Source organism: Streptomyces sp. NBC_00203 (assembly GCF_045206325.1).
GTDB classification, from domain to species: domain Bacteria; phylum Actinomycetota; class Actinomycetes; order Streptomycetales; family Streptomycetaceae; genus Streptomyces; species Streptomyces lutosisoli.
Genome location: NZ_CP108126.1, coordinates 2,149,139 through 2,174,137, shown reverse-complemented (window position 1 = coordinate 2,174,137; position 24,999 = coordinate 2,149,139). Strand labels below are relative to the sequence as shown.

The window sequence follows — 24,999 nt, the reverse complement described above, 5'->3', positions numbered from 1 at the left end:
TAGTAGGGCTGCATACAGAAACTAGCAGTGCTAATTTAAATGTACAGCTTTCCTTGTACGGCTTTCCCTGTACGGCCCTTCCCTGTACGGCTTCGAAAGCCACAGTCCGTCTATCTGTGGGGTGACTCGGCATGAACCTGGAGCTCAGCGAGGAGCAGACCGCCGTCCGGCAGCTCGCCAAGGACTTCGTGGCCCGCGAGATCGCCCCCCACGTCATCGAGTGGGACCGCGCCGAGGAAGTCGACCGGTCCATCGTGAAGAAGCTCGGAGAGGTCGGCTTCCTCGGGCTCACCGTCGACGAGGAGTACGGCGGCAGTGGCGGCGACCACCTCGCCTACTGCCTGGTCACGGAGGAACTGGGCCGTGGCGACTCCTCCGTACGCGGGATCGTCTCCGTCTCGCTGGGGCTGGTCGCCAAGTCGATCGCGTACTGGGGGAGCGAGGAGCAGAAGCGCCGGTGGCTGCCGGGGCTGACCTCCGGCGAGCACGTCGGCTGCTTCGGGCTCACCGAACCCGGCACCGGCTCGGACGCGGGCCAACTGTCGACCAAGGCCGTGCGCGACGACGACGACTACGTCATCAACGGCACCAAGATGTTCATCACGAACGGCACCTGGGCCGATGTCGTGCTGCTCTTTGCCCGGTCGACCGACGCGCCGGGCCACAAGGGCGTCTCCGCCTTCCTCGTTCCGACGGACACCCCGGGGCTGTCCCGCCGCACCATCCACGGCAAGCTCGGTCTGCGCGGACAGGCCACCGCCGAGCTGGTCTTCGAGGACGTACGGGTGCCCGCGAGCGCCATGATGGCGCCCGAGGGCAAGGGGTTCGCCGTGGCCATGTCCGCGCTCGCCAAGGGGCGGATGTCCGTGGCCGCGGGCTGTGTCGGCATCGCCCAGGCGGCACTGGACGCGGCGGTGGCGTACGCGACCCAGCGCGAGCAGTTCGGGAAGACCATCGCGCACCACCAGCTCGTACAGGAGCTGATCAGCGACATCGCCGTCGATGTGGACGCGGCGCGGCTGCTGACCTGGCGGGTCGCCGATCTCATCGACCGGGGGCTGCCGTTCACCACGGAGTCCTCGAAGGCCAAGCTCTTCGCCTCCGAGGCCGCCGTGCGCGCCGCGAACAACGCCCTCCAGGTCTTCGGCGGCTACGGCTACATCGACGAGTACCCGGCGGGGAAGCTGCTGCGCGACGCCCGCGTGATGACCCTCTACGAGGGCACCAGCCAGATCCAGAAGCTGGTCATAGGGCGGGCGCTGACGGGGGTTTCGGCGTTCTGAGGGACCTCGTGCCGAGTCGCTGGGTGACTGGGTGACTGGGTGGCTCGGTGACTGAGTACGTGCCTGAGTATTTCGGCGGATGTGGCCGCTGCCACATCCGCCGATCCTTGTCCCATGAGTGAGACACCGGTCAAGCAGCAGAACACGGCCGCCTTCTACGGTCAGGCCGTGGCCTCTTTCTCGGTCGCCATGGCCGCGACCGCCCTCGGCATCTTCAAACTTCAGGCGGACGCCTGGGTACGAGCCTTTCTGGCCATCGCCGTCCTCTACTTGGTGACCTCGTCCTTCACGCTGGCCAAGGTGATCCGCGACCGTCAGGACGCGGGCCGGCCCGGCGGGCGGGTGTACGACCCCTTCGAGAAGCTCTGAGCGAGTTTCGAGCCGTGCTGAGCGGGCACTCTAAGCGCCCGCTCAGGTTCGGGGGTATGGTGTTCACCCTGGCAGTGGAGAAGGGGCGAACAGCGATGAGTACGGCGGAGGAGACGGCCGGCGGCGATATGCAGCCGTGGGCCGAGGTCACCCCGGACGCGGCCCGGCGGCTGCTCGTCGCCGCCGTGGAGGCCTTCGCCGAGCGCGGATACCACGCGACGACGACCCGGGACATCGCAGGCCGGGCGGGCATGAGCCCGGCCGCGCTCTACATCCACTACAAGACCAAGGAAGAGCTGCTTCACCGGATCAGCAGGATCGGCCACGAAAAGGCACTGGAAATCCTGCAGACGGCCGCCCAGAGGGACGGCAGCCCGACCGAACGCCTTGCCGACGCCGTGAGCTCCTTCGTCCGCTGGCACGCCGGCGGGCGCACCACCGCACGGGTCGTGCAGTACGAACTGGACTCGCTCGGCCCGGACGCCCGCGCCGAGATCCTCGCCCTGCGCCGCCAGGTCGACGCCGAGGTACGCGGGATCATCCAGGACGGCGTGGCGGCGGGCGACTTCGACGTGCCGGACGTACCGGGCACCACCCTCGCCGTGCTGTCGCTGTGCATCGACGTGGCCCGCTGGTTCAACGTCGAGGGCCCTCGCACCCCCGACGAGGTCGGCGCGCTCTACGCCGACCTCGTGTTGCGGATGGTCGGGGCCAAGCAGTAGTCCCGACCGGGTCCGAGCGGGGGCCCGGGCCGGGCCTCGATCAGAGGTAGTACCGCGACACCGACTCCGCGACGCACACCGGCTTGTCGCCGCCCTCGCGCTCCACGCTGAAGGCCACGGACACCTGTACGCCACCGGGAACGTCGTCGACGCCCGTGATCTGCGCGGTGGCGCGCAGCCGCGAGCCGACCGGCACGGGGGCGGGGAAGCGGACCTTGTTCGTCCCGTAGTTGACGCCCATCTTCACGCCCTCGACCTTGATCAGCTGCGGGCCGAAGAGCGGGAGCAGCGACAGGGTGAGATAGCCGTGCGCGATCGTCGTGCCGAAGGGGCCCGCCGCGGCCTTCTCGGGGTCCACGTGGATCCACTGGTGATCGCCGGTCGCCTCGGCGAAGAGGTCGATCCGCTTCTGCTCGATCTCGACCCAGTCGGTGTACCCCAACTGCTCGCCCACGGCGCTGCGCAGCTCGTCGACCGTCGCGAACGTCCTCGGCTCTGCCATGTCCTGGCCTCCCATATCTCCATGCCTAAGCGACTGCTTAGCATGGTCGGACGCGGAGCGCATGTCAACGGACCGGGCGTGTGACGAAGTAGGTAGGGTTGGAGGGGTGCCCCAGATCCCTGAGAAGATCCACGAGCTGACCGTCGGCCAGCTGTCGGCCCGCAGCGGCGCCGCCGTCTCCGCCCTGCACTTCTACGAGTCCAAGGGCCTCATCAGCAGCCGCCGCACCACGGGAAACCAGCGCCGCTACCACCGCGACGCACTGCGCCGGGTCGCCTTCGTCCGTGCCGCGCAACGCGTCGGCATCCCGCTCGCGACCATCCGCGAGGCCCTCGCCGAGCTTCCCGAGGAGCGCACCCCGACGCGCGAGGACTGGGCCCGACTCTCGGAGGCCTGGCGTTCCGAACTCGACGAGCGCATCAAGCAGTTGGGCAGGCTGCGGGATCACCTGACCGACTGCATCGGCTGCGGGTGTCTGTCCCTGGAGAACTGTGTCCTGTCCAACCCGGACGACGCCTTCGGCGAACGCCTGACCGGCTCCCGGCTCATGGTGGAACGCGCGCGCGCCACCGGCAGCGCGGCCAGGAGCGACACCGCCGCTCCCGCCGCCGGCCAGAAGGAGCCCGAGGACTGCCGCTGAACGGCGCCCCGGGCTCCGTATGCCCCACTACTCGAACTCCGTGCCGCCCTTCCGCGTCAGATAGGCCGGGCTGACCGCCTTGGCTATCGCCCGGCCGCCCGTCACCGGGCTGTACCGCTCGGTTGCCGGGCGGATGACGACGCCCTCGCGCAGATGCAGCTCGCGGCCGGAGACGGTCTCCCGGCCCGAGGCGACCTCCAGGACGCGCTCGATGTCGTACGGGCCCTCGTACAGCCGTGGCACCAGCGGGAGTTCGCCCTCCAGCAATGCTGCCGGGTCCAGCCATCGGACCTCGCCGTCGATCTCCGCGGACACGTCGAACACGGCGTAACCGAGCGTCTGGCGGCGGCCGTCGGCGCCGTACGACAGGTCCTGCACGCCCGCTCCGTACACCTCGCCGAAGATCCCGACCCGGCGGGCGCCCAGCCGCTCGGCGATCCGCGCCGCGGCCTTCGCGACCCCGTGGCCGTGGACGGCCCGCCAGTACAGATTGCGCGGGTCCTCCTTCAGCGCGAGGGACTTGGCGCCGAAGCCCTTCGACGAGACGTGTACGCGGCCGCCCTCGCCGGCGACGTACGTCAGCAGACAGGCCGAGCCGTGCAGCTTCTCGGTCAGGACGACGGGCTCGCCGGGGGTGAAGATGTCCGGGTAGCGCTGGATGTTCTCGATGTCGACCCAGGGCAGCAGATCGGGGGCGGACTCGACCTCGCCGCTCATCGTGGGCGGGATCGGCGGCACCCACTTGACGATGCCGAGCACTTCGGCGAAGTCCGTGCCGTCCTCGGCGGCCTGCGCCAGATCGACGTCCGCCAGAGCCTTCGGGCGGCACACGATCCCCTGAGACAGCTCACCGCGCAGCCGTACGGCCCTGACCCGGTCCGACTTGCTACCCGCGAGCCGCCCGGTCAGACCCAGCTCCTCGATCAGCCCGGCCGGGAGCACGGACTGCTCCGGGATGTAGACGGCCCGCTCGCCGGTGCGGTAGGCGCCCTTGGCGACGACGGCCCGGTACAGGCCCACCTGGGCCAGTTCGAGCGCGTCGGCGTTCGGATGCTCGTGGACGGTCAGCACTTCGGCGGTGACGCGCAGCGTCGACATCGGCACTCCTCGGGTTCCTCAGCTGGGTTTCATCGCCCCCAACTGTCCTGACGGGAATGGGGTGGAGCGAGCGGATTAGTGGCTGGTAGCGTCGGGATCTTCGGCCCGCGGCGACGACGCGCGGCACGGAGTCCTGACGGGACCGACTCCCATGACCTCAGCCGCCCTTGAGGCCGCCCTCGCGGACATCGACACGGTCTTCCACGGCTTCGCCAGCCCGGACGAGGTCGGTTGCGAGCGCTGTCACCTGCCCGAGGAGACCGCGTTCCTGCGCACTCCGGACATACGCATGCCGTTGGACGTGCTGGACCGGTTCGTGTACAAGGTCTCCGACCACTTCGACGACCACGCCGCGGCAATGCGCCGGCTCCTGCCGCAGGCGGCGCGGGCGATGGCCGACGGGAGTCTCGGCGGACCCTCCCGCGGAGCCCACGGGCTCATCTGGGTGAACTGGCGCTCCTGGCCCGCCGATCAGGCCCGGGCCATCGACACTTTCCTCCATGCCTGGTGGCAGGACGTCCTCTCGATGCCGCGACCGCCGTACCCCGTCAAGAACGTCTTCGAGACCTGCATCGCGATCGCCGGGACCGTGACCCCCTTCCTCGCCGCATGGCACCGGCAGCCGTCGGCCGAGACCCACCTTGTGCAGTGCGCGGACGACTGGATCTACGACCTGATCAGCGACTGCTCACCCTTCTCCTGGTGGGGGCCCGACGGAGAGGACGAGGCCGTCGCCGAGCTCAAGGACTGGCTGTCCCGCCATGCCGCCGACCGCCTCCGCGCCCAGGGCGAGCCCGACCTCGCCTTTCGCGCCGAACTTCTCGCCCTCCCCTACGACGAGCGCTGGGCCCACCCGTACTGGACCAACCCCTCCGCCACCAGTTGACCGTTGGACAGTGCCCGTTCCCCGTCCGGGAGTACGAGCGTGTCCTCCAGGCCGATACGTATGGCGAGCCCCAGCCGTCCCGCGAGTCTCAACACCGGCCAGGCGCCGCCCTCTTCGCCGTGCAGCAGAACAGGGCGGCCGTAGGTGGTGCCGAGGTCGGTGAGCAGGGCGCGGGCCGACTGCTCGGCCGTCTCGGGGGAGGTGTCCGTGACCTCCGCCAGGACCCGCAGCACCCGCGGCCCGAGCGGCGATGCCGCGAACCGGGCGGCGCCGTCCGTGCCGGACCAGATACCCGCCTCCACGCCGATCCCGCGGTCGAGGAGCGCGGTGGCGACCTCTTCCGCTCCCGGCTCATGCCAGTTGACCGAGGCGTGATCGGGCAGGACGGTCCAGGAACGGACGTACGCGACCCGGGCGGCGGGGTCCGGCTCGGCCCACGCGCCGGTGGTCACGCCGATCGGAACGCCGACCCGTGCCCGTATCGCTTCGAGCGTCGCCGCGACCGCCTTCGGCGACAACGTGTCCTGCCCACAGGGGGTTCTGGGATGGACATGAATGTCCGAGGCCCCGGCCGCGACAGCCTCGGCCGCGGACTGCGCCATCGCCCCGGGCGACATCGGCACGACAGCACCGTCACCGGCTCCCCGGCTCCCGTTCAAACACACCTGCACCATGCCTGGATACTGCCAGCCGCCACTGACAGCGCCCCGTAAGGGGCGCGGGGCTGTGACATTTTCCGGCTCCGCCGGGTGGGCGCGCCCAGCCACCAATAACCCGGCCTCAGACAGCGCCCCGTAAGGGGCGCGGGGAACTGCGCGCCCAGCCACGAACAACCCGCAGCGGACGACTCACCCGCAGTTCCCGCACTCAGCGCCGCTCAGCACCCAGCACCCAGCACCGCCCAGCACCCGGCACCGCTCAACCCAGCGGAGCGCTCACGCAGAGGCAAGAAGCAGCCGGCCGCGCCTGGACTCCGCCAGCGCTTCGGGCGTCAGAACGGGCCGCGGGACAACAATTCCGCAGCTCGTGCACACCGGACCCGAAGACGGTTCATGGGCCAGGTCGTACTTCCAGATGAGGCGCTCCCCGGAGCACACCGGGCAGACCGAGCCCGGCTCCCGCTCCAGCGCGGCGATCAGCCTGCGCAGCACCTCGGCCAGTGGTTCATGGGGGTGGATCCTCGGGTCGTCGCACCACGCGACCCCGAAGCCGCCCCAGGTCAGCCGGTGCCAGTCGTCGACACTGCCCGGCCTGCGCAGCCCGTCGTGCTTTTCCTTCTTGCGACGCTGCGCGAACTCGACCTCGTAGGCGAGCCAGACGGAGCGGGCCTCCTCCAGCTCGTCCAGTGCGGCCACGAGCCGCGCTGGATCGGGGGAACGGTCCTCGGGACCGAACCCGGCCCGGGAGCACAGATGGTCCCAGGTCGCCCGATGCCCGTAAGGGGCGAACCTCTCAAGGCACTTGCGCAGTGAATAGCGCCGCAGTGCCAGATCGCTCCTCGGATCTCGCACCTGTCTCGCCAGACTCCGGAAACCGGCCATCGCCCTGCACCTCCGTCACACCTGCACCTGAACTTCGGTCACTTCGGCGTCGATTCGTACGGACGTCGCCGAATAGACGTATCGACAAGCGATTCGGCTCCATCCATTTTTCGATGACCGCCATAAGCCACCCGCCGAGCCCATCCCGGCCTACCTCCCGCTGCTGTCAGCCGCCTGTCGACGGCGCTGTCCGACTGCGATGAATCCCAAAAACTGACGCATGTTCATCTTCAATCCCGGGGATACCGGCGGTAACGTCCGGCTCACCCCCGTCGGTAGGAGCTGCCATGCCTCGGCGCATCCCACGCACCACGCTCGACAGACTGAGAACTCCCCGAAGATTCCCCAAGTTCCTCAAGGCCGCATCCATCTGCGTGCTCCTCGCCGGTCTTCTGTCGCCGCTCACCCAGGCCGCGGCCGCCGACACCTCCACCGCGGCCGCCGCGAACGACTACTGCGGCGGCCAGTGTTCCGACATCCTCCCGCCCGGCGAGAACGGCAACGCGACCCTCGCCCAGATCCTCCTCAACCAGGCCTTCGGCACCCAGCCGGATCACGCGGAGGACCAGCTCGCCCCCTACGGCAACCTGCCCTCGGGCTACTCCACGCTCACCGACGCCAAGATCAACACCTTCTTCAACGACGCCTCCTTCGGGGTCGCTTCGGACCAGGTAGCCTCGACCACCCAGCCCGGCGGCCGCAGTGACGTGACGATCGTCCGCGACAAGAAGACGGGCGTCCCGCACATCACCGGCACCACCCGCTACGGCACCGAGTACGGCGCCGGGTACGCCGCGGCCCAGGACCGGCTGTGGCTGATGGACGTCTTCCGGCACGTCGGACGCGGCCAGCTGACCACCTTCGCGGGTGGCGCGGCCTCCAACCAGGGCCTGGAGCAGGAGTTCTGGCGCAACGCGCCCTACACCGAAGCCGATCTGCAGGCCCAGATCGACAACGCCACCGCCAATGCCGGCGCCCGCGGCACGCAGGCCCTCGCCGACGCCAACGCCTACATCGACGGCATCAACGCCTACATCGACGCCTCCGACAGCGGCCGTTACTTCCCTGGCGAGTACGTCCTGACCGGCCACAAGGACTCCGTCACCAACGCCGGCACCATCGACCACTTCAAGCTCACCGACCTGGTCGCGCTGGCCTCCGTCATCGGCGCGCTCTTCGGCTCCGGAGGCGGCGGCGAGGTCAACAACGCCATCTCGCTCCTCGCCGCCCAGTCCAAGTACGGCGTGACCGAGGGCACCAAGCTCTGGGAGTCCTTCCGCGAGCGCAACGACGCGGAAGCGGCGCTCACCGTCCACAACGGCGAGAGCTTCCCCTACGCGACCAAGCCGGACAGCCCGCAGGGCGAGGCACTGCCCGACGCCGGTTCGGTGACCCAGGAGCAGCTGGTCTACGACCGCACCGGCAGCGCGGCCACCTCCACGGCCACCAGCGCCTCGACCACGGCGGCCACCACATCCCTCACCTCGGCCAAGCGCGGTATGTCCAACGCCCTCGTGGTGAGCGGCAAGTACACCGCCAGCGGTCACCCGATCGCCGTCTTCGGCCCGCAGACCGGCTATTTCGCGCCACAGCTGCTCATGCTCCAGGAGATCCAGGGCCCGGGCCTCAGCGCCCGCGGCGCCTCGTTCGCGGGCTTGAGCATGTACGTCGAACTCGGCCGCGGCCAGGACTACTCCTGGAGCGCGACGACCTCCGGCCAGGACATCATCGACACGTACGCCGTCGAGCTGTGCCAGGACGACTACCACTACCTCTACCACGGCACCTGCACGGCCATGGACAAGATCGAGCAGACCAACTCCTGGAAGCCGACCACCGCCGACGGCACCGCGGCGGGCTCGTACCGGATGCAGGTCTACCGGACGAAGTACGGCCCGGTGGAGTACCGCGCGACGGTCGGCGGCAAGAAGGTCGCGTACACCACCCTGCGCTCCTCCTTCATGCACGAGGCCGACTCGATCATCGGCTTCCAGATGCTCAACGACCCGGACTACGTGAAGAGCCCGGCGACCTTCCAGAGCGCGGTGCAGCACATCAACTACACCTTCAACTGGTTCTATGCCGACTCGACGCACACCGCGTACTACAACAGCGGCGACAACCCGGTGCGTGCCACCGGTGTCGACGCCGAGTTCCCGGTGTGGGCGCGGGCGGCGTACGAGTGGCAGGGCTGGAACCCGGCGACGAACACCGCCACCTACACCGCGGCGTCCGCCCACCCCAACTCCGTCGACCAGGACTACTACATCTCCTGGAACAACAAGCAGGCCAAGGACTACACGACGGCCTCCTGGGGTGACGGCTCGGTACACCGCGGCAACCTCCTGGAGGACCGGGTCAAGAAGCTGGTCGCCGCGGGCGGTGTGACCAGGTCGGCGCTGGTGAAGGCCATGGCCGACGCGGCGCTCGCCGACCTGCGGGCCGAGGACGTGCTGCCGGACCTGCTGAAGGTCGTCAACAGCTCGACGGTCACGGACTCCACGGCCGCGGCGGCGGTCAGCAAGCTGTCCGCGTGGGTGACGGCGGGCGCCAAGCGCACGGAGACCTCGTCCGGTTCGCACACGTACGCCAACGCCGACGCGATCCGCATCCTGGACGCCTGGTGGCCGCTGCTGGTGAAGGCGGAGTTCCAGCCGGGGCTCGGCAGCGACCTGTACACCGCGCTCGGCAACAACCTCCCCATCGACGAGTCGCCGTCGGCGGCGCACGGCCCGACCGGCTCGCACGCCGGAAGCTCCTTCCAGTACGGCTGGTGGAGCTATGTCGACAAGGACATCCGGGCGGTGCTGGGGGAGTCGGTACAGGGCGGACTCTCGCAGAAGTACTGCGGCTCCGGCAGCCTCAGCGCCTGCCGGGACGCCCTGATCAGCACGCTCAAGGAGGCGGCCGGCAAGACCGCGTCCGACGTCTACCCCGGCGACGACCAGTGCTCGGCCGGTGACCAGTGGTGCGCCGACTCGATCGTCCAGCGGACGCTCGGCGGCATCAAGCACGGCAAGATCACCTGGCAGAACCGGCCGACGTATCAGCAGGTGGTCGAGTACACCTCACACCGTTAGACACTGGTAACTATCGCAAGAAATCAGTGGAAATGGTGCGGCGGCGGGTCACTTCACACGGCCCGCCGCCAGCACCAGCTGTGCCAGTTCCCGGTGGCAGATGTCGCTGTGGGCCCCGCATGGGGGCCCGCCGCGGTTGACCACCGCGGCGGCGTCGATGTTCACGCAGCCCGAGGCGGGCAGCGGTGTGTGCAGGGCGTCGGCGAGCGTGAGGGTCTTGGTGCCCGCCACCGCCTGCACCCCGTCGTGGCCCATCGCACCCCATTTGGCGCCCAGCGTGCGGCCGATGTCGAAGTCCGCCGTGACCGCCCGGGAGTCGCCCGCCATCCGCGAGGCCAGCGGATAGATCGTGCCGAGCGCCGAGTCGAAGTGGGAGTAGCAGCACACCAGGGGGCCGTCGATACGGTTCTGCTGGCCGTCCAGCACGCCGCTCGCCCGGGGGTCGTGCGGCAGCCGCGCCGCGAACGCGTAGTGCGAGAAAGCCCCTTGGAGCAGGGTCACCGACTTCACCGAGCGCACGCCCTTGGGCAGTCCGCGCAGCGCGAAGGAGACCAGGCGTCCGCCGAAGCTGTGCCCGACGAGGTGCACGCGCACATCGGGAGCCGCCTTGGCGAGTTGCCCGATCGCGCGCCCGAGCCCGCGCTCACCGATCGTGCCGGCGCGGCGCTTCATCGCGTAGTACGTGGCCTGGCGCAGCAGTTCGTGGGCGCCGTCCCACAGCCGTGGCAGCGCGAACGAGGCGGCGCCCGGATTCTCGGCCTCTGCCAGCGCCTGCGCGAACTCGCCGCACACCGTCGCCGTGTCCCCGAAGAGCATCTCGGGGTCGCTCTCCGGCACGCCCTCCGCCAGCGTGTCCGCGGCGAACGCGGTCTGCGGTCCCTGCGGCCGGACCTCGACGAGCAGTCGTACGAGACGTCCGAACTCCTCCAACGAGGCGCCCTCGTCCGGCTGTTGGTCCAGCAGCCGCGCGATCTGCTCGACCACCGTCGCGCGGCCCGGGAACACCTCCAGGAGCGCGTGCCGGCTGCTCATGTCGAGGACGGGGCGCGCCACCGTGGTGACGCCGGCGGCCACCGACGGGGGGAAGTCGGGGATCGGCTCGTCCGAGAACCGCATCGAGGGCCACACCACTCCCACGTAGCCAAGGCGCGCGGTCGGCGCGAGTTCCGGGACGGGTTCGAAGAAGTGGCTGTAGAGGCGGGTGGCGCCCGAGCGGTCGTTGTTCCAGCCGTGCGCGAAGACGACCAGGTCACGGACCTTGCGCTGCGGCACCTCCTTGAGCAGCCGGTCCCGCTCCCGGCCGTCGATGTCCCCGTCCGCATCGAAAGTGAGCTCCCAGTAGGGAGAAACACTCACTGCCGGATCCGCCATGACAAGCCCCCTCGTCCCCCGTGGGCGGTGCGATCTGGGCGCATCGTCCTACTGGTGGGAGAAGTTGGCCATACGTCACGTCGAGTCCGATGGTGCCCGAACTGATGTCGTATCAGGCCTATCGGTAAATGAGGTACTCCTTGCGTACGCGCCGGAAGGCCGCAAGTTCCTTCTGCCAGGCCGCCACCACCTCGTCGGCGCTCGCCCCCGCGTCGATCATCGTGCGCACACTCGTGGAGCCGGTCAGCTTGTCGATCCAGTTGTCGGAGCGCCAAGTGAAGCCGCTCCAGACCTTCTTGGCGGTCACCAGGAGGGCGATTCCGGTGCGTACGGGGTCGTACGCGGCCCGGTCGTGCACATGGATCTGTACGCCCCCGATGGTCTTGCCCTGGAACTTCGAGAAGGTGGGAGCGAAATACGCCTCCCTGAAGTACACGCCGGGGAGGCCCAGCCGGCCGGCCTCGGCTGCCCAGCGTCCGTCGACGCCCTCCGCGCCCAGCAGCTCGAACGGGCGGGTCGTGCCCCGCCCCTCCGACAGGTTCGTCCCCTCGAAGAGACAGGTCCCCGAATACACCAGGGCGGTGTCGGCCGTCGGCATGTTCGGGCTCGGCGGGACCCAGGGCAGGCCGGAGGCGTCGTAGAAGTCCGAGCGCTTCCAGCCCGACATCAGTACGGTGTCCAGCTCCACCGGCGCCGACAGGAACTCCCCGTTGAACAGCCTCGCCAGCTCCGCCACCGTCATCCCGTGCGCCTGCGCGATGGGCTGCCGTCCGACGAAGGTCGCGAACTCCTTGTGCAGGACGGGCCCTTGGGCCGCCCGCCCGGTCACCGGGTTGGGCCGGTCGAGCACCACGAAGCGCTTGCCCGCGAGCCGGGCGGCCTCCATGCAGTCGTACAGCGTCCAGATGTACGTGTAGAAGCGGGCGCCCACGTCCTGGATGTCGAAGACGACGGTGTCCACGCCGGAGGCCGTGAAGATGTCGGCGAGGGGCTGCCCGCTCTTCAGGTACGTGTCGTAGACGGGGAGCCCGGTCGCCGGGTCGTCGTAGCGGCCCTCGGAGCCGCCCGCCTGCGCGGTGCCGCGGAAGCCGTGCTCGGGGCCGAAGACGGCGGTCAGGTTCACGCGGTCGTCAGCGTGCATGACGTCGACGATGTGGCGTACGTCCTGGGTGACGCCGGTGGGGTTGGTGACGATGCCGGTGCGCCGGCCGCGGAGCTGGGCGTAGCCGGATTGGGCCAGGCGTTCGAAGCCGGTGTGTAGCTTGTTGCCGCGTTCTTCGGCTGCTCCGGCCGGGAGCGGTGCGAGGGTCGCTGCGGTCGCGCCGGCTGCGAGCAGGGACCGTCTTGAGAGGCGCATGGTGGGACCTCCGTGATCGCGGAAGGTTGCCATAGGCAGGCTAAAGGCTTCCGCGGGGAGATCGTAGGCTGCGGGTGCGTCGTGGCTTGTCGCGCAGTTCCCCGCGCCCCTTTCAGGGGCGCTGCTGACCCTTCCCTTGCTACATACCGACTGGTTAGTCTGGAGCCGCAGCAGAGCCGAGTTTGCGTTGCGTCGCGTCGAAGGAGACCGATGGTGGAAGCCGTGCAGGATGCCGGAGTGGTCGTCACCGGAGCGGGAGGCGGCATCGGGGCCGCGCTGGCCCGTCGATTTGCTGCCGAGGGGGCCAGGGTCGTCGTCAACGACCTGGACGCCGCCAAGGCGCAGGCCGTGGCCGATGAGATCGGCGGGATCGCGGTCCCGGGCGACGCGTCCGCGATCGTGGCCGAGGCGCGGGATGCCCTCGGTGGCACGGTCGACGTCTACTGCGCCAACGCGGGCCTCGCCTCGGGCGGCTCGGAGGCGGCCGACGAGAAGGTCTGGGCGCTCGCCTGGGACGTGAACGTGATGGCGCACGTCCGGGCCGCCCAGGAGCTGCTCCCGGCCTGGCTGGAGCGCGGCAGCGGCCGTTTCGTCTCCACCGTCTCGGCCGCGGGACTGCTCACCATGATCGGTGCCGCGCCCTACAGCGTCACCAAGCACGGCGCGTACGCCTTCGCCGAGTGGCTGTCGCTGACCTACCGCCACCGCGGCATCAACGTCCACGCGATCTGTCCGCAGGGCGTGCGCACCGACATGCTCGACGCCACCGGCAGCGCGGGTGACCTGGTGCTCCAGCCGACCGCCATCGAGCCCGAGGCCGTCGCCGACGCGCTCTTCAAGGGGATCGAGGAGGACCGTTTCCTGATCCTGCCGCACCCCGAGGTCGCCGGGTACTACCAGGTGCGGGCCGCGGAGCCCGACCGCTGGCTGACGAACATGAACCACATCCAGCAGAAGTGGGAGGCGGGCCAGTGACCACCTACGCCGACCGCCCCTGGCTGGCCCTGCTCAACGACGCCCAGCGCGGCCCGGTGAGCCCCGCCGACACCCTGGTGCACGCCCTCCGCGAGGCCGTGACGCACACCCCGGACCGCACCGCGCTCACCTACTTCGACGGACGGCTGAGCTACCGCGAGGTGGACGAGCTGAGCGACTCTGTCGCCGGGCACCTCGCCGCCCGGGGCCTGGAGCGCGGCGACCGGGTCGCGATCCTGCTGCAGAACTCGCCGCACTTCGTGCTCGCCCTGCTCGGCGCCTGGAAGGCGGGCGCGACGGTCGTGCCGGTCAACCCGATGTACAAGTCGGGAGAGGTGGGCCACGTACTGCACGACGCGGAAGTGAGCGCCCTGGTGTGCTCGGACCGCGCGTGGGAGTCGTATCTGCGTGAGACGGCCGCCGACTCGCCCGTACGCATCGTGCTGACGGCATGCGAGTTGGATCTCCAAACGCGCAACGACGCGCGTGTGCTGGCCTTCGAGCGGTTGCCGGTCGCCGAGGGTGCCGACGACCTCGTGGCCGTCGCCCAGGCGGGCCACAAGGCCCCCGAGGGGCGTGACCTCGGCCCGTCCGACATCGCGCTGATCAGCTACACCTCGGGCACGAGCGGCACCCCCAAGGGGGCCACCAACACGCACGGCAACATCATGTACAACGCCGAGCGGCAGCGGACGGGCCTGGGGCTGCCCGAGGCGCCCGTCTACTTCGCGATGGCGCCGCTCTTCCACATCACCGGGATGGTCTGCCAGCTCGCCGCCTGCCTCAACAGCGGGGGCACGCTGGTCCTCGCGTACCGCTTCGAGGCGGGGGTCGTCCTCGACGCGTTCGCCGAGCACAAGCCTCTCTACACGGTCGGCCCGTCGACCGCCTTCATGGCGCTGGCCGCGCACCCGGCCGTCACGCCGGACCACTTCTCCTCCTTCGTGAACATCTCCTCCGGCGGCGCCCCGCTGCCGCCCGCCCTCGTCGAGAAGTTCCGGGCCGGCTTCGGACCGTACGTCCGCAACGGCTACGGGCTCACCGAGTGCACCGCGCCCTGCGCCTCCGTACCGCCGGGCCGGGAGGCTCCCGTCGACCCGGTCTCGGGGACGCTGGCCGTCGGCGTGCCGGGCCCTGACACGGTCGTACGCATCGTCGACGACCAGGGCCAGGAGGTGCCGTTCGGAGAGCAGGGCGAGATCCTCGTCCGCGGGCCGCAGGTCGTGCCCGGCTACTGGCGCCGCCCGGAAGCCACCGCCGAGACTTTCCCGGACGGCGAGCTGCGCACCGGTGACATCGGGTTCATGGACTCCGAAGGCTGGCTCTACGTGGTCGACCGCAAGAAGGACATGATCAACGCGTCCGGCTTCAAGGTGTGGCCGCGTGAGGTCGAGGACGTCCTCTACACGCACCCCGCGGTGCGCGAGGCGGCCGTCGTCGGGATACCGGACGGCTACCGCGGCGAGACCGTCAAGGCGTACATCAGCCTGCGGCCGGGCGCCGAAGAGGACCCCGACGCGCTCGCCGCGTACTGCAAGGAGAGACTGGCCGCCTACAAATATCCGCGGCAGGTGGAGATCCTGCCCGACTTGCCGAAGACGGCGAGTGGGAAGATCCTCCGTCGGGAACTACGTTCCCGGTCCCACGACTCTCAGTAGACGACCAGTAGACGACAGCTTTTGACCGGAACACCCGGAAGGCAGGTGGCGGCAGTGCCCAGGACGACGGACGGTGACGGTACGCCCGTCCCGCAGCGGCTCTTGGCCGCCGCCACCCGGCTCTTCGCCGAGCAGGGCTACGACCGCACCTCCGTGCAGGAGATCGTCGAGGCGGCCGGCGTCACCAAGGGGGCGCTGTACCACTACTTCGGCTCCAAGGACGACCTGCTGCATGAGGTGTACGCGCGCGTGCTGCGTATTCAGCAGGAGCGGCTGGATGCGTTCGCGGATGCCGATGCGCCTGTGGAGGAGCGGTTGCGGGGTGCCGCGGCCGACGTGGTCGTCACGACGATCGACAACCTCGATGACGCGTCGATCTTCTTCCGGTCGATGCATCACCTCAGTCCCGAGAAGGACAAGCAGGTGCGGGCTGAGCGGCGTCGGTACCACGAGCGTTTCCGCGCGCTGGTGGAAGAGGGTCAGAAGAAGGGCGTCTTCTCCACGGCCACTCCGGCCGACCTGGTCGTCGACTACCACTTCGGCTCCGTGCACCACCTGTCCACCTGGTACCGCCCCGACGGGCCCCTCACCCCGCAACAGGTCGCCGACCACTTGGCGGACCTGCTGCTGCGCGCGCTGCGTCCGTAGAAGGTCTTTCTCGCCCCCGCCGCCCCTACCCGTCCCATCCCCCAGGGGCTCCGCCCCTTCGACCCCGGGGGTGGGTTCTTTGGCTGCGGGTGGGTGGGGGCTGGTCCAAAAGATTGCGCAGTTCCCCGCGCCCCTAAAAGGGGCGCGGGGAACTGCGCGAGCAACCCCCACCGTCCCGCAGACGACGAACAACCCCAGTCTTTTAAGGGGCGCGGGGAACTGCGCAATCTTTCAGGGGGGTCTGGGGGCGCAGCCCCCAGGAACGGGATGGGACGGGTAGGGGCGGCGGGGGCGAGGAACTCCCCGACCCCCACCGGCCCGTACCGTTACACGTACTTCTTGATCTCCCGTCGCGCCAGCGAGCGCTGGTGGACCTCGTCCGGACCGTCGGCGAGCATGAGCGTGCGGGCGCTGGCCCACAGCTCGGCCAGGGGGAAGTCCTGGCTGACGCCGCCCGCGCCGTGCAGTTGGACGGCCTTGTCGAGGATGTCGACGACCGTGCGCGGGGTGGCGATCTTGATGGCCTGGATCTCGGTGTGGGCACCCTTGTTGCCGACCGTGTCCATCATCCAGGCCGTCTTGAGGACCAGGAGACGCAACTGCTCGACGGCGACGCGCGCGTCGGCGATCCAGTTCTGGACGACGCCCTGCTGGGCCAGCGGCTTGCCGAACGCCGTGCGGGACACGGCCCGGCGGCACATCAGCTCGATCGCCCGCTCGGCCATGCCGATCAGCCGCATGCAGTGGTGGATACGGCCAGGACCGAGCCGCGCCTGGGCGATGGCGAAGCCGCCGCCCTCCTCGCCGACCAGGTTCGACACCGGCACGCGCGCGTGGTCGAAGACGACCTCCGCGTGCCCGCCGTGGGAGTGGTCCTCGTAGCCGTACACCTGCATGGCGCGCCGGACTTCGACTCCAGGGGTGTCGCGGGGGACCAGGACCATCGACTGCTGGCGCCGGATGTCGGCGCCGTCCGGGTCCGTCTTGCCCATCACGATGAAGATCTTGCAGTCGGGGTTCATCGCCCCGGAGATGTACCACTTGCGGCCGGTGATGACGTACTCATCGCCGTCGCGCTCGATGAGCGTGGTGATGTTCGTGGCATCGGAGGAGGCCACCTCGGGCTCGGTCATCGCGAACGCCGAGCGGATCTCACCGGCGAGCAGCGGCTCCAGCCACTGCTTCTTCTGCTGCTCGTCGCCGAACTGCGTGAGCACCTCCATGTTGCCGGTGTCCGGCGCGGCGCAGTTCAGCGCGGTGGGCGCCAAGTGCGGGCTACGGCCGGTGATTTCGGCGAGCGGGGCGTACTGGAGGTTGGTCAGCCCGGCGCCGTACTCGGAGTCGGGGAGGAAGAGGTTCCACAGGCCCTGCCTGCGGGCCTCGGCCTTCAGCTCCTCGACCACGGCGGGGGTGTCCCACGGCGAGGCCAGCCGGGCGCGCTGCTCCTCCGCGACGGCCTCCGCCGGATAGACGTACTCGTCCATGAAGGCGAGCAGCTTCTGGCGCAGTTCCTCGGTGCGCGCGTCGAATGCGAAGTCCATGGCGGATCAGCCTTCCTGAAGGGTGGTCAGGCCGTGCTCGATGAAGAAGGGAACCAGCTCGCCGATGCGGTCGAAGCCCGCGCCGACCGTCTGGCCCAGCGTGTAGCGGTAGTGGATGCCCTCCAGGATCACGGCGAGCTTGAACCAGGCGAACGCCGTGTACCAGGAGACGGCGGACACGTCGCGCCCCGAGCGCGCGGCGTACCGCTCGATGATCTCGGCCGGGTCCGGGTGTCCGGCGGCCGAAGCGGTCGTGCTGATGGGGGAGTTGGGGAGGTCCAGCGGCGCGCTGTACATCACCAGCAGCCCGAGGTCGGTGAGCGGATCGCCGAGCGTGGACATCTCCCAGTCCAGGATCGCCTTGATCCGGTCGTCCTCGCCGATCAGCACGTTGTCGAGCCGGTAGTCGCCGTGCACGACGGCGGGCGCGGGGGAGTGCGGCAGTTCGCGTCCTAGCGCCGCGTGCAGCTCGTCGATCCCGGCCAGCTCACGATTCCTGGACGCGTCCAACTGCTTGCCCCAGCGGCGCAGTTGCCGGTCGAGGAAGCCCTCGGGCCGGCCGAAGTCCGCGAGGCCCACCTCGGCTGGGTCCACCGAGTGCAGCTCGACCAGCGTGTCCACAAGACCGAGCACCGCGTCGCGGGTGCGCTCCGGGCCGAGCGGGGCGAGCTGCTCGGCGGTGCGGTACGGGGTGCCCTCCACGAACTCCATGACGTAGAACGGCGCGCCGAGCACCGCGTCGTCCTCGCACAGCAGCAGCGGGCGGGGCACCGGCACGGCGGTCGGGTGCAGCGCGCTGATCACCCGGTGCTCGCGCTTCATGTCGTGCGCGGTGGCCAGCACGTGGCCCAGCGGAGGCCGCCGTACGACCCACTTCGCGGTGCCGTCCGTGAGCGCGTACGTGAGGTTCGACCGTCCGCCTTCGATCAGCCGGCCGGTCAGGGGGCCGTTCACCAGTCCGGGCCGCTCACGGTCGAGCAGGCCGCGCAACTGGTCGAGATCGAGACCTGGCGGGTGGTCTGGGCTCATCATTGCTCCTACACACGCGGAAACGGGACGTGACCATGATGCCGACCAGTCGGTATGTCGTCCAGCGCGTGCGCGAAACGTGATCGGCGTCTCCCCCGGAGCGCCGAGAACCGGGGGAGACGCCGGGTGGCCGCCGGCGGATGCCTGGGCCCTGTCGTCCAGAGACACGCTCTAGTGGGCTCTAGTGGTCGTCCCAGTGTCCGTCGTGCTGGGCGTGCCGGTGGCCGTCGTGCAGATAGTCGAGGTGGTCGCCGTGCTCGACGGCGGGGTGCCCGCAGTCCTGGCCGTGCTGGTGGCCGTGCCCGTCGTGTGCGGTGTGACCGCTCGGCTCGCACTCGTCCCAGTGCCCCGAGTGCTCACGGTGCAGATGGCCGTCGTGCGCGTAGTCGACATGGTCCCCGTGCCGCACCTCGGCGTGACCGCAGCCCGGGCCGTGGGTGTGCTCGTGGGTGGGGTGCTCCTGGTGAAGAGTGGTCATGGTGCGGCTCGCCTTCGGAAGTGGCGTGGAGTGACGGCTCAGGCTAGCGCCACAAAGTGCCTCAATTCCGGCATATCGGCTATTCCGACTTGTGTGCCACCCGAGTACCCCCGGTGCCGGCGGCTGCCCCAGGTCCTCAGAACACCAGCGCCGCCGCGCACACCGCCAGTGCCACCGTGCACAGGGTCGCCGCCGTCGCATGCCGGGGCGTGAGCGCCGGTGGGCCGCCCGGGCCGGACGTCGCGAGCACCTGGATACGGCGGTGGGCGACGGCCAGGAAGCCCAGCCAGAGCGCGCAGCACATGGCGCAGGCCACGATCCCGCCCGCCGAGCGGCCGCCGTTCAGGGCGGCCTTCGTGGCGAGTACGGCGGCGACGGTGCTGGAGAGGGTCGTGCGGCGCCATGCGAGCCGGGTGCGTTCCGGCTGGAGGCCCGGGTCCCGTTCTTCCTGCTCTTCCCGTCCTTCGGGGGTGGGCGTCGTCATCCTGCCCAGCCTGCGAGTACGACGACGACCATCGCGAGGGCGACGATCGCCACGGCGATGCTCAGCAGGGCCGGGAAGCGTGACACCGGCAGGTCCTCGCCTCGTCGCATCGCCCGTTCGCAGGCGATCCAGTGGTTGACGGCGCGGAGTGAGCAGAGCACGCCTGCGGCGAGCAGGGCCAGGGCGAGGCCTGCTCGCCAGGCCCATCGGAGGTCCGGCAGGAACTGGTCCACGGCGAAGCCGCCGCCGATGAGGGCGAGGGCGGTGCGGAGCCATGCCAGGAAGGTCCGCTCGTTCGCCAGCGAGAACCGGTAGTCGGGCGTCCTGCCCTCCTCCCGGATCTCCTGGGGCGCGAACCACAGCCGGACATTCCGCACGAGTTCGATCACGCCGTGACCCTACCGGGCTGGGACCGAGCGGTTTTGGCTCCGCCCCTTCGACCCCGTTCGGTTGTGTGTTGGCTGCGGGTGGGTGGGGGCTGGTCCAAAAGATTGCGCAGTTCCCCGCGCCCCTAAAGAGCGGGGCTTCGCCCCGCATCCCCCCGCCCGCCCCGGCTCTTTTAGGGGCGCGGGGAACTGCGCGAGCAACCCCCACCGCCCGCAGACGACACACAACCCAGGGGGTCTGGGGGCGCAGCCCCCAGGGATGGGACGGGTAGGGGCGGCGGGGGCGACGAACGTGGGTTCAGTCCAGCGCGCGGTAGTCCCGCAGGCGCTCATACGCCGCCAGACCGTCCGGCACCCACGTCCAGTCCGTCAGGTGTGCCTCCACCTCCTCCTCGGAGAGGAAGTCGTGCCAGGCGACCTCCTCCACCTGAGGGTTCACCGGAAGGTCGCAGCGGACCTCGTACACGGCCGACCACCAGGTCTGACCGGCACCGTTGTCGTACAGGAACTTGAAGAGGGGGACGGGCCGGGGGAGCCCGGAGACGCCGAGTTCCTCCTCGGCCTCGCGCAGCGCCGCGTCGTCGTAGGACTCGCCCGTGCCGACGACCCCGCCGACGAACATGTCGTAGAGGGAGGGAAAGACCAGCTTGGTGGCGGTGCGGCGATGGACGAAGAGGCGGCCCTCGGCGTTCCGGGCCTGGATGAACACGCATCGGTGGCGCAGACCGCGCGCATAGGCCTCTCCGCGAGGGGACTGCCCGATGACTTCGTCGTTCTCGTCCACGATGTCGAGGATTTCGTCGGCGGCACTCATGACCTCATCCAAGCAGCCACGAGCCCGGCGCGAGCCGAACCGGCGCCTGCGCGAGGGGCCACGCCCCCGGCGCCCGACCCGCCGTATCCCTCGTACCCCTCAATGCGGCTGAAGATCCCGCGACCGCTCCGCCGCCACGGTCCCCGCCGGCATCGCCGGATGCAGCCCCAGCAGCACGATGCCGACCACGACGGCCGCGAGCCCCGCGGCCTGCCAGGCGAGCGCCCCCGCGTCCGTACGGAGCTGGTCCCCGAGGAAGCCCACCCCGCAGACGATCCCGGCCAGCGGCTGGGCCGCGGTGAGTGCGGGCAGTGACATCCGCAGGGGTGCGGTCTCGAACGCGCTCTGCACCAGGACCAGGCCCGTCACGCCGAGCACCAGCACTCCGTAGGGCTGCCAGCCGGTGAGCAGCTCGCTCCAGCCGCCGGCGCTGAACCGCTGCCCACTGACGCGGGTGAGCGCGTCCTGGACGCCGTACAGGAGCCCCGCGGCCAGTGCGAGCAGCACGGGCCCGGCGCTCAGCCGGGACCGCTTCGCGTAGGTGGTCAGCAGCAGTGCGAGGCCCACCATGATCCCGATGATCAGCCAGTGCCGAAGGGGACTGCTGACGGCGTCGCCGCCCTCCGGCTGACCCGCCACGATGAACGCCGAGACGCCGCCCGCGAGCAGCGCGAGCCCGCCCCAGCCCTGCCGGCCCAGTGACTGCTTGGTCTGGTGGCGGGAGAGCGCGAGCGCGAAGAGCAGATTGGTCGCGAGGAGCGGTTCCACCAGGGAGACTTCGCCTTTGCCCAGGGCGATCGCGCCGAGGACCATGCCGCACACCATCAGCCCGATGCCGCCGAGCCACCGGGGCACGCGGATGAGGTCGAGCAGCAGACGGGGGGAGAGGAAGTCGCTCAGCGGCGCGTGCGAGGCGGCGTTCTGCTGGAGCACGAAGCCGAAGCCCAGACAGCAGGCCGCGCTCACGGCAAGGATCAGAACGAGAACCGACACGCTGAGTACCTCTAGACGTCAGGCGAGCCACGGTTGCGTTCCCGCCGACTGTAGTGCCATGGACCAGCGCCTGCCCCCGGGAGTCCCCGGAACCAGACAGTTGACTCGGTCACTCTTCTGCCGAAGGATCTGACCGATCAGTAACAAGGCGTGGTCGACCCTCGCGGTCAACCACCACCAATGTCTCATCAACCAGCGACAATGCCGATCGGTTCGTGACAAAGACCTCATGGGGGTCCCCATGAGGACCCTCATGAGGACCCCCATGGGGAACTTCATGAGCAACCCTCATGACGACGCCGATCCGACCAGTCGGAATGCGAGAGGAAGGGCCCATGGCCTACGACGCAGATGTGATCGTCATCGGAGCGGGCCTCGCGGGGCTCGCGGCGACCGCGGAGCTCGTCGACGCGGGCCGCAAGGTGATCCTTCTCGACCAGGAGCCGGAGCAGTCGATCGGCGGCCAGGCCCACTGGTCCTTCGGCGGGCTCTTCTTCGTCGACTCGCCCGAGCAGCGCCGTCTGCGCATCAAGGACAGCCACGCGCTCGCCCTCCAGGACTGGATGGGCACGGCCGCCTTCGACCGGCCCGAGGACCACTGGCCGCGTCAATGGGCCGAGGCGTACGTCGACTTCGCGGCTGGCGAGAAGCGTTCCTGGCTGCACAAGCAGGGCGTCCGCTTCTTCCCGGTGGTGGGCTGGGCCGAGCGCGGCGGCTACGACGCCAACGGACATGGCAACTCGGTGCCGCGCTTCCACATCACGTGGGGGACCGGGCCCGGTCTCGTCGCGCCCTTCGAGCGGAGGGTACGGGCCGGAGTCGCCCGGGGCCTGGTGCAGTTGAAGTTCCGCCACCGCGTCACCGGGCTCTCGCGCAGCGCGGGCTCCGTCGACACCGTCACCGGCGAGATCCTGGAGCCGTCCGGCATCGAACGCGGCCAGGCCAGCAGCCGTACGGTCGCCGGCGCCTTCGAGCTCAAGGCCCAGGCGGTGATCGTCACGTCGGGCGGCATCGGCGGCAACCACGACCTCGTCCGCGCCAACTGGCCCGAGCGGCTGGGCAATCCGCCCGAGCGCATGATCTCCGGCGTCCCGGCGCACGTCGACGGCAAGATGCTCGGGATCGCCGAGGAGACGGGCGCCCACCTCATCAACCGCGACCGCATGTGGCACTACACCGAGGGCATCCAGAACTGGAACCCCATCTGGGAGAACCACGGCATCCGCATCCTGCCCGGCCCGTCCTCCCTCTGGCTCGACGCACGCGGCAACCGGCTGCCGGTGCCGCTCTTCCCCGGCTTCGACACCCTCGGCACGCTCGAACACATCATGAAGACCGGGTACGACTACACCTGGTTCGTGCTCGACCAGAAGATCATCGGCAAGGAGTTCGCGCTCTCGGGCTCCGAGCAGAACCCCGACCTGACCGGCAAGTCCGTCAAGGACGTCCTCGGGCGGGCGCGCGCCGATGTGCCCGGGCCCGTCAAGGCGTTCATGGACAACGGCGCCGATTTCGTCGTCGAGAAGGACCTCGGCGCGCTGGTGCGCGGGATGAACGCGCTCACCAAGGAGCCGCTCATCGACGAGGCGGAGCTGCGCCGCGTGATCGTCTCGCGCGACCGGGAGATCGCCAACCCGTTCACCAAGGACCTTCAGGTGACGGCGATCCACGGCGCCCGCAGGTACCTCGGCGACAAGCTGATCCGTACGGCGTCCCCGCACCGCATCCTCGACCCCAAGGCGGGCCCGCTGATCGCCGTGCGCCTCAACATCCTCACCCGCAAGACCCTCGGCGGCCTGGAGACCGACCTCTCCTCACGTGTGCTCACCGAGGGCGGGGATCCGCTGGAGGGCGTGTACGCGGCCGGTGAGGCCGCCGGGTTCGGCGGCGGCGGAGTCCACGGCTACCGGTCGCTCGAAGGCACCTTCCTCGGCGGCTGCCTGTTCTCCGGACGTACGGCGGGCCGGGCGGCGGCCAAGGCGGTGGGCTGAGCCCCGGTGAGCCCATGGGGAGGGGCGGTGGGTCGCGGGATCAACTCCGCGACCCCCTGGGGTAGTTGACACGTGTAGTGACCAAGGCGGCCCTTGACGCGAACCCTTGGCTGCGGCTTTGCTGTGCGTGATCGGCCCCTGACGAACCGCGCCTGTGAGGACGACTCGCGGTGTCACCACCCCCGCCTCCCCTCGGCCGCGGTCGCAAGCGCGCGGCCCAGGCCTTCGACGCCGCGCTCGACGACGCCGAACTCGTCGCCGCGCGCGCCTCGTTCAAGCAGGGGCGGTGGACCGCGGTCCGCGCGCTGCTGGCCGCGACCGGCGACGACTGGGACCGGCGCGGTCATCGCGTCACCGTCCTCGCGCAGGAATCGGCCGCGCTCGCCTGGGCCCGCGACTGGCAGCTCGCCGAACCCGAGTCCGCCGACGCCGCCGTACTCCTCGGCAGTGCCGTCGTCCAGCGCGCCCTGAAGGGCAAGGAACGCCCCGAGCGCGCCCGCGAGGCCTGCCACACCGCCGCGGCACTCGCGCCCGCCGACCCCACGCCCTGGCTCGGCCTGCTCATCCTGGAGCGTGCCCTCGGCGCCGAGGACGACGTGGTCCAGCTCTTCGACGAGGTGCGCCACCGCTACGCCGATCACCATCACGCCCACCATCTGATGGTCGCCCGGCTCGCCGAGCGGCGCGCCGAAGCGGGCCAGGACCCGCTGCACGAGGTGTACGACTTCGCCAACTGGGCCGCCGAACAGGCCCCCGCCGACTCGCCGCTCGCGATCCTCCCGGTCGTCGCGCACGCCGAGCGCTACCGCGTCCTCGCCACCGCCGGCCGTGAGCCCGCCGATCCGGTCGCCTCCGGGCACTGGGTGGGGCGCCGGGCCCGCCAGGTGATGAAAGCCGCCTTCGACTGGTGGCTGGAGTGGGAGCGCGACGACCACGCGCGCCGCCTCGTCGACCTCAACTTCCTCGCCCACGCCAAGTTCTGCGAGGGCCGGGGCGCCGAGGCCGCCGCCCTGTTCCATCGCATCGGAGAGCACGCCACCCCGGCGCCGTGGTCGTACCCGGACCGCGACCCGCACAAAGCCTTCCGTGCCGCGCGCGACAGCGCGCTCGGCGCGGTGTGAACGACCAGGCGGGACGACCAGCCACGACGACC

24 protein-coding genes are annotated in these 24,999 nt (G+C 70.1%); 11 read left to right on the top strand and 13 right to left on the bottom strand.

The window, feature by feature from the left end:
* Positions 1-131 precede the first annotated feature (131 nt).
* From OG975_RS10055 to OG975_RS10045, 3 genes are all read left to right on the top strand, one after another.
* The gene (locus OG975_RS10055) at positions 132-1,283 is read left to right on the top strand and encodes an acyl-CoA dehydrogenase family protein (RefSeq protein WP_406328792.1); all 1,152 of its coding nucleotides are present in this window, start codon (positions 132-134) and stop codon (positions 1,281-1,283) included.
* Between the two features lie 114 nt (positions 1,284-1,397).
* The gene (locus OG975_RS10050; protein ID WP_327427551.1) at positions 1,398-1,652 is read left to right on the top strand and encodes a YiaA/YiaB family inner membrane protein; all 255 of its coding nucleotides are present in this window, start codon (positions 1,398-1,400) and stop codon (positions 1,650-1,652) included.
* Positions 1,653-1,747: 95 nt separating this feature from the next.
* Positions 1,748-2,374, top strand: coding sequence for a TetR/AcrR family transcriptional regulator (locus tag OG975_RS10045; RefSeq protein ID WP_406328791.1), 627 nt, complete (start codon positions 1,748-1,750; stop codon positions 2,372-2,374).
* 40 nt (positions 2,375-2,414) lie between these two features.
* Here OG975_RS10045 and OG975_RS10040 read toward each other — a convergent pair whose 3' ends face one another.
* Positions 2,415-2,876 carry a MaoC family dehydratase gene (locus OG975_RS10040; RefSeq protein ID WP_406328790.1) on the bottom strand — a complete coding sequence of 154 codons (462 nt, stop codon included), beginning with the start codon at positions 2,874-2,876 and terminating at the stop codon, positions 2,415-2,417.
* A gap of 106 nt (positions 2,877-2,982) precedes the next feature.
* Between OG975_RS10040 and soxR the strand changes: the two genes are divergently transcribed.
* Complete coding sequence (gene soxR / locus OG975_RS10035; protein WP_406328789.1) at positions 2,983-3,516, top strand: redox-sensitive transcriptional activator SoxR; 534 nt, start codon at positions 2,983-2,985, stop codon at positions 3,514-3,516.
* A 27-nt stretch (positions 3,517-3,543) separates the two neighbouring features.
* On the opposite strand, the gene OG975_RS10030 is transcribed toward soxR, so the two are convergent.
* Complete coding sequence (locus tag OG975_RS10030; RefSeq protein ID WP_406328788.1) at positions 3,544-4,614, bottom strand: RNA ligase (ATP); 1,071 nt, start codon at positions 4,612-4,614, stop codon at positions 3,544-3,546.
* Between the two features lie 151 nt (positions 4,615-4,765).
* Between OG975_RS10030 and OG975_RS10025 the strand changes: the two genes are divergently transcribed.
* Positions 4,766-5,500 (top strand): hypothetical protein, encoded by a 735-nt coding sequence (locus OG975_RS10025; protein ID WP_406328787.1) that lies wholly within the window; start codon positions 4,766-4,768, stop codon positions 5,498-5,500.
* Here OG975_RS10025 and OG975_RS10020 read toward each other — a convergent pair.
* Positions 5,446-6,174, bottom strand: coding sequence for a 3-keto-5-aminohexanoate cleavage protein (locus OG975_RS10020; protein WP_406328786.1), 729 nt, complete (start codon positions 6,172-6,174; stop codon positions 5,446-5,448). The genes OG975_RS10025 and OG975_RS10020 overlap by 55 nt on opposite strands.
* Before the next feature lie 261 nt (positions 6,175-6,435).
* Positions 6,436-7,041 (bottom strand): hypothetical protein, encoded by a 606-nt coding sequence (locus OG975_RS10015; protein ID WP_381264698.1) that lies wholly within the window; start codon positions 7,039-7,041, stop codon positions 6,436-6,438.
* 287 nt (positions 7,042-7,328) lie between these two features.
* Here OG975_RS10015 and OG975_RS10010 point away from each other — a divergent pair, with 287 nt between their 5' ends.
* Entirely contained in the window at positions 7,329-10,121 is a 2,793-nt protein-coding gene (locus tag OG975_RS10010; RefSeq protein WP_406328785.1) for a penicillin acylase family protein, read from the top strand.
* A 48-nt stretch (positions 10,122-10,169) separates the two neighbouring features.
* On the opposite strand, the gene OG975_RS10005 is transcribed toward OG975_RS10010, so the two are convergent.
* Both OG975_RS10005 and OG975_RS10000 read right to left on the bottom strand, forming a co-directional pair.
* The gene (locus OG975_RS10005) at positions 10,170-11,492 is read right to left on the bottom strand and encodes a serine-threonine protein kinase (protein WP_406328784.1); all 1,323 of its coding nucleotides are present in this window, start codon (positions 11,490-11,492) and stop codon (positions 10,170-10,172) included.
* Between the two features lie 118 nt (positions 11,493-11,610).
* Complete coding sequence (locus OG975_RS10000; protein ID WP_406328783.1) at positions 11,611-12,849, bottom strand: exo-beta-N-acetylmuramidase NamZ domain-containing protein; 1,239 nt, start codon at positions 12,847-12,849, stop codon at positions 11,611-11,613.
* Positions 12,850-13,059: 210 nt separating this feature from the next.
* On the opposite strand from OG975_RS10000, the gene OG975_RS09995 reads away from it, so the two are divergent.
* Genes OG975_RS09995 through OG975_RS09985 form a run of 3 tightly spaced genes read left to right on the top strand, consistent with a single transcriptional unit; the run spans position 13,060 to position 16,130 of the window.
* Positions 13,060-13,824, top strand: a complete 765-nt coding sequence (locus OG975_RS09995; RefSeq protein ID WP_406328782.1) for an SDR family oxidoreductase — start codon at positions 13,060-13,062, stop codon at positions 13,822-13,824.
* On the top strand, positions 13,821-15,482 hold the full coding sequence (locus tag OG975_RS09990) for a class I adenylate-forming enzyme family protein (protein WP_406328781.1): 1,662 nt from the start codon (positions 13,821-13,823) through the stop codon (positions 15,480-15,482). The genes OG975_RS09995 and OG975_RS09990 overlap by 4 nt, the downstream gene beginning before the upstream one ends.
* Positions 15,483-15,536: 54 nt before the next feature.
* Complete coding sequence (locus tag OG975_RS09985; RefSeq protein ID WP_327427538.1) at positions 15,537-16,130, top strand: TetR/AcrR family transcriptional regulator; 594 nt, start codon at positions 15,537-15,539, stop codon at positions 16,128-16,130.
* A 326-nt stretch (positions 16,131-16,456) separates the two neighbouring features.
* Here the strand turns inward: OG975_RS09985 and OG975_RS09980 are convergent, their stop codons facing one another.
* From OG975_RS09980 to OG975_RS09950, 7 genes are all read right to left on the bottom strand, one after another.
* Positions 16,457-17,671: an acyl-CoA dehydrogenase family protein gene (locus OG975_RS09980; RefSeq protein ID WP_406328780.1), complete on the bottom strand. Its 1,215-nt coding sequence runs from the start codon at positions 17,669-17,671 to the stop codon at positions 16,457-16,459.
* 6 nt (positions 17,672-17,677) lie between these two features.
* The gene (locus OG975_RS09975; RefSeq protein WP_406328779.1) at positions 17,678-18,700 is read right to left on the bottom strand and encodes a phosphotransferase family protein; all 1,023 of its coding nucleotides are present in this window, start codon (positions 18,698-18,700) and stop codon (positions 17,678-17,680) included.
* A 181-nt stretch (positions 18,701-18,881) separates the two neighbouring features.
* Entirely contained in the window at positions 18,882-19,178 is a 297-nt protein-coding gene (locus OG975_RS09970; RefSeq protein WP_406328778.1) for a hypothetical protein, read from the bottom strand.
* Between the two features lie 136 nt (positions 19,179-19,314).
* Positions 19,315-19,662, bottom strand: coding sequence for a DUF202 domain-containing protein (locus OG975_RS09965; RefSeq protein ID WP_406328777.1), 348 nt, complete (start codon positions 19,660-19,662; stop codon positions 19,315-19,317).
* On the bottom strand, positions 19,659-20,051 hold the full coding sequence (locus OG975_RS09960) for a DUF202 domain-containing protein (protein ID WP_327427533.1): 393 nt from the start codon (positions 20,049-20,051) through the stop codon (positions 19,659-19,661). The genes OG975_RS09965 and OG975_RS09960 overlap by 4 nt, the downstream gene beginning before the upstream one ends.
* A gap of 295 nt (positions 20,052-20,346) precedes the next feature.
* A complete protein-coding gene (locus OG975_RS09955) occupies positions 20,347-20,862 on the bottom strand; it encodes an NUDIX hydrolase (RefSeq protein ID WP_406328776.1) in 516 nt (171 codons plus the stop codon).
* 99 nt (positions 20,863-20,961) lie between these two features.
* Positions 20,962-21,855: a DMT family transporter gene (locus OG975_RS09950; protein WP_406328775.1), complete on the bottom strand. Its 894-nt coding sequence runs from the start codon at positions 21,853-21,855 to the stop codon at positions 20,962-20,964.
* A 335-nt stretch (positions 21,856-22,190) separates the two neighbouring features.
* Here OG975_RS09950 and OG975_RS09945 point away from each other — a divergent pair, with 335 nt between their 5' ends.
* Complete coding sequence (locus OG975_RS09945) at positions 22,191-23,846, top strand: FAD-binding dehydrogenase (RefSeq protein ID WP_406328774.1); 1,656 nt, start codon at positions 22,191-22,193, stop codon at positions 23,844-23,846.
* A 170-nt stretch (positions 23,847-24,016) separates the two neighbouring features.
* Entirely contained in the window at positions 24,017-24,967 is a 951-nt protein-coding gene (locus tag OG975_RS09940; protein ID WP_406328773.1) for a hypothetical protein, read from the top strand.
* Positions 24,968-24,999: the final 32 nt, after the last annotated feature.

Coding starts and splice junctions, on each gene's coding strand:
- OG975_RS10055 (WP_406328792.1), top strand. CDS start 132: ATGAACCTGGAGCTCAGCGAGGAGCAGACCGCCGTCCGGCAGCTCGCC.
- OG975_RS10050 (WP_327427551.1), top strand. CDS start 1,398: ATGAGTGAGACACCGGTCAAGCAGCAGAACACGGCCGCCTTCTACGGT.
- OG975_RS10045 (WP_406328791.1), top strand. CDS start 1,748: ATGAGTACGGCGGAGGAGACGGCCGGCGGCGATATGCAGCCGTGGGCC.
- OG975_RS10040 (WP_406328790.1), bottom strand. CDS start 2,876: ATGGCAGAGCCGAGGACGTTCGCGACGGTCGACGAGCTGCGCAGCGCC.
- OG975_RS10030 (WP_406328788.1), bottom strand. CDS start 4,614: ATGTCGACGCTGCGCGTCACCGCCGAAGTGCTGACCGTCCACGAGCAT.
- OG975_RS10025 (WP_406328787.1), top strand. CDS start 4,766: ATGACCTCAGCCGCCCTTGAGGCCGCCCTCGCGGACATCGACACGGTC.
- OG975_RS10020 (WP_406328786.1), bottom strand. CDS start 6,174: ATGGTGCAGGTGTGTTTGAACGGGAGCCGGGGAGCCGGTGACGGTGCT.
- OG975_RS10015 (WP_381264698.1), bottom strand. CDS start 7,041: ATGGCCGGTTTCCGGAGTCTGGCGAGACAGGTGCGAGATCCGAGGAGC.
- OG975_RS10010 (WP_406328785.1), top strand. CDS start 7,329: ATGCCTCGGCGCATCCCACGCACCACGCTCGACAGACTGAGAACTCCC.
- OG975_RS10005 (WP_406328784.1), bottom strand. CDS start 11,492: ATGGCGGATCCGGCAGTGAGTGTTTCTCCCTACTGGGAGCTCACTTTC.
- OG975_RS10000 (WP_406328783.1), bottom strand. CDS start 12,849: ATGCGCCTCTCAAGACGGTCCCTGCTCGCAGCCGGCGCGACCGCAGCG.
- OG975_RS09995 (WP_406328782.1), top strand. CDS start 13,060: ATGGTGGAAGCCGTGCAGGATGCCGGAGTGGTCGTCACCGGAGCGGGA.
- OG975_RS09980 (WP_406328780.1), bottom strand. CDS start 17,671: ATGGACTTCGCATTCGACGCGCGCACCGAGGAACTGCGCCAGAAGCTG.
- OG975_RS09975 (WP_406328779.1), bottom strand. CDS start 18,700: ATGAGCCCAGACCACCCGCCAGGTCTCGATCTCGACCAGTTGCGCGGC.
- OG975_RS09970 (WP_406328778.1), bottom strand. CDS start 19,178: ATGACCACTCTTCACCAGGAGCACCCCACCCACGAGCACACCCACGGC.
- OG975_RS09965 (WP_406328777.1), bottom strand. CDS start 19,662: ATGACGACGCCCACCCCCGAAGGACGGGAAGAGCAGGAAGAACGGGAC.
- OG975_RS09955 (WP_406328776.1), bottom strand. CDS start 20,862: ATGAGTGCCGCCGACGAAATCCTCGACATCGTGGACGAGAACGACGAA.
- OG975_RS09945 (WP_406328774.1), top strand. CDS start 22,191: ATGGCCTACGACGCAGATGTGATCGTCATCGGAGCGGGCCTCGCGGGG.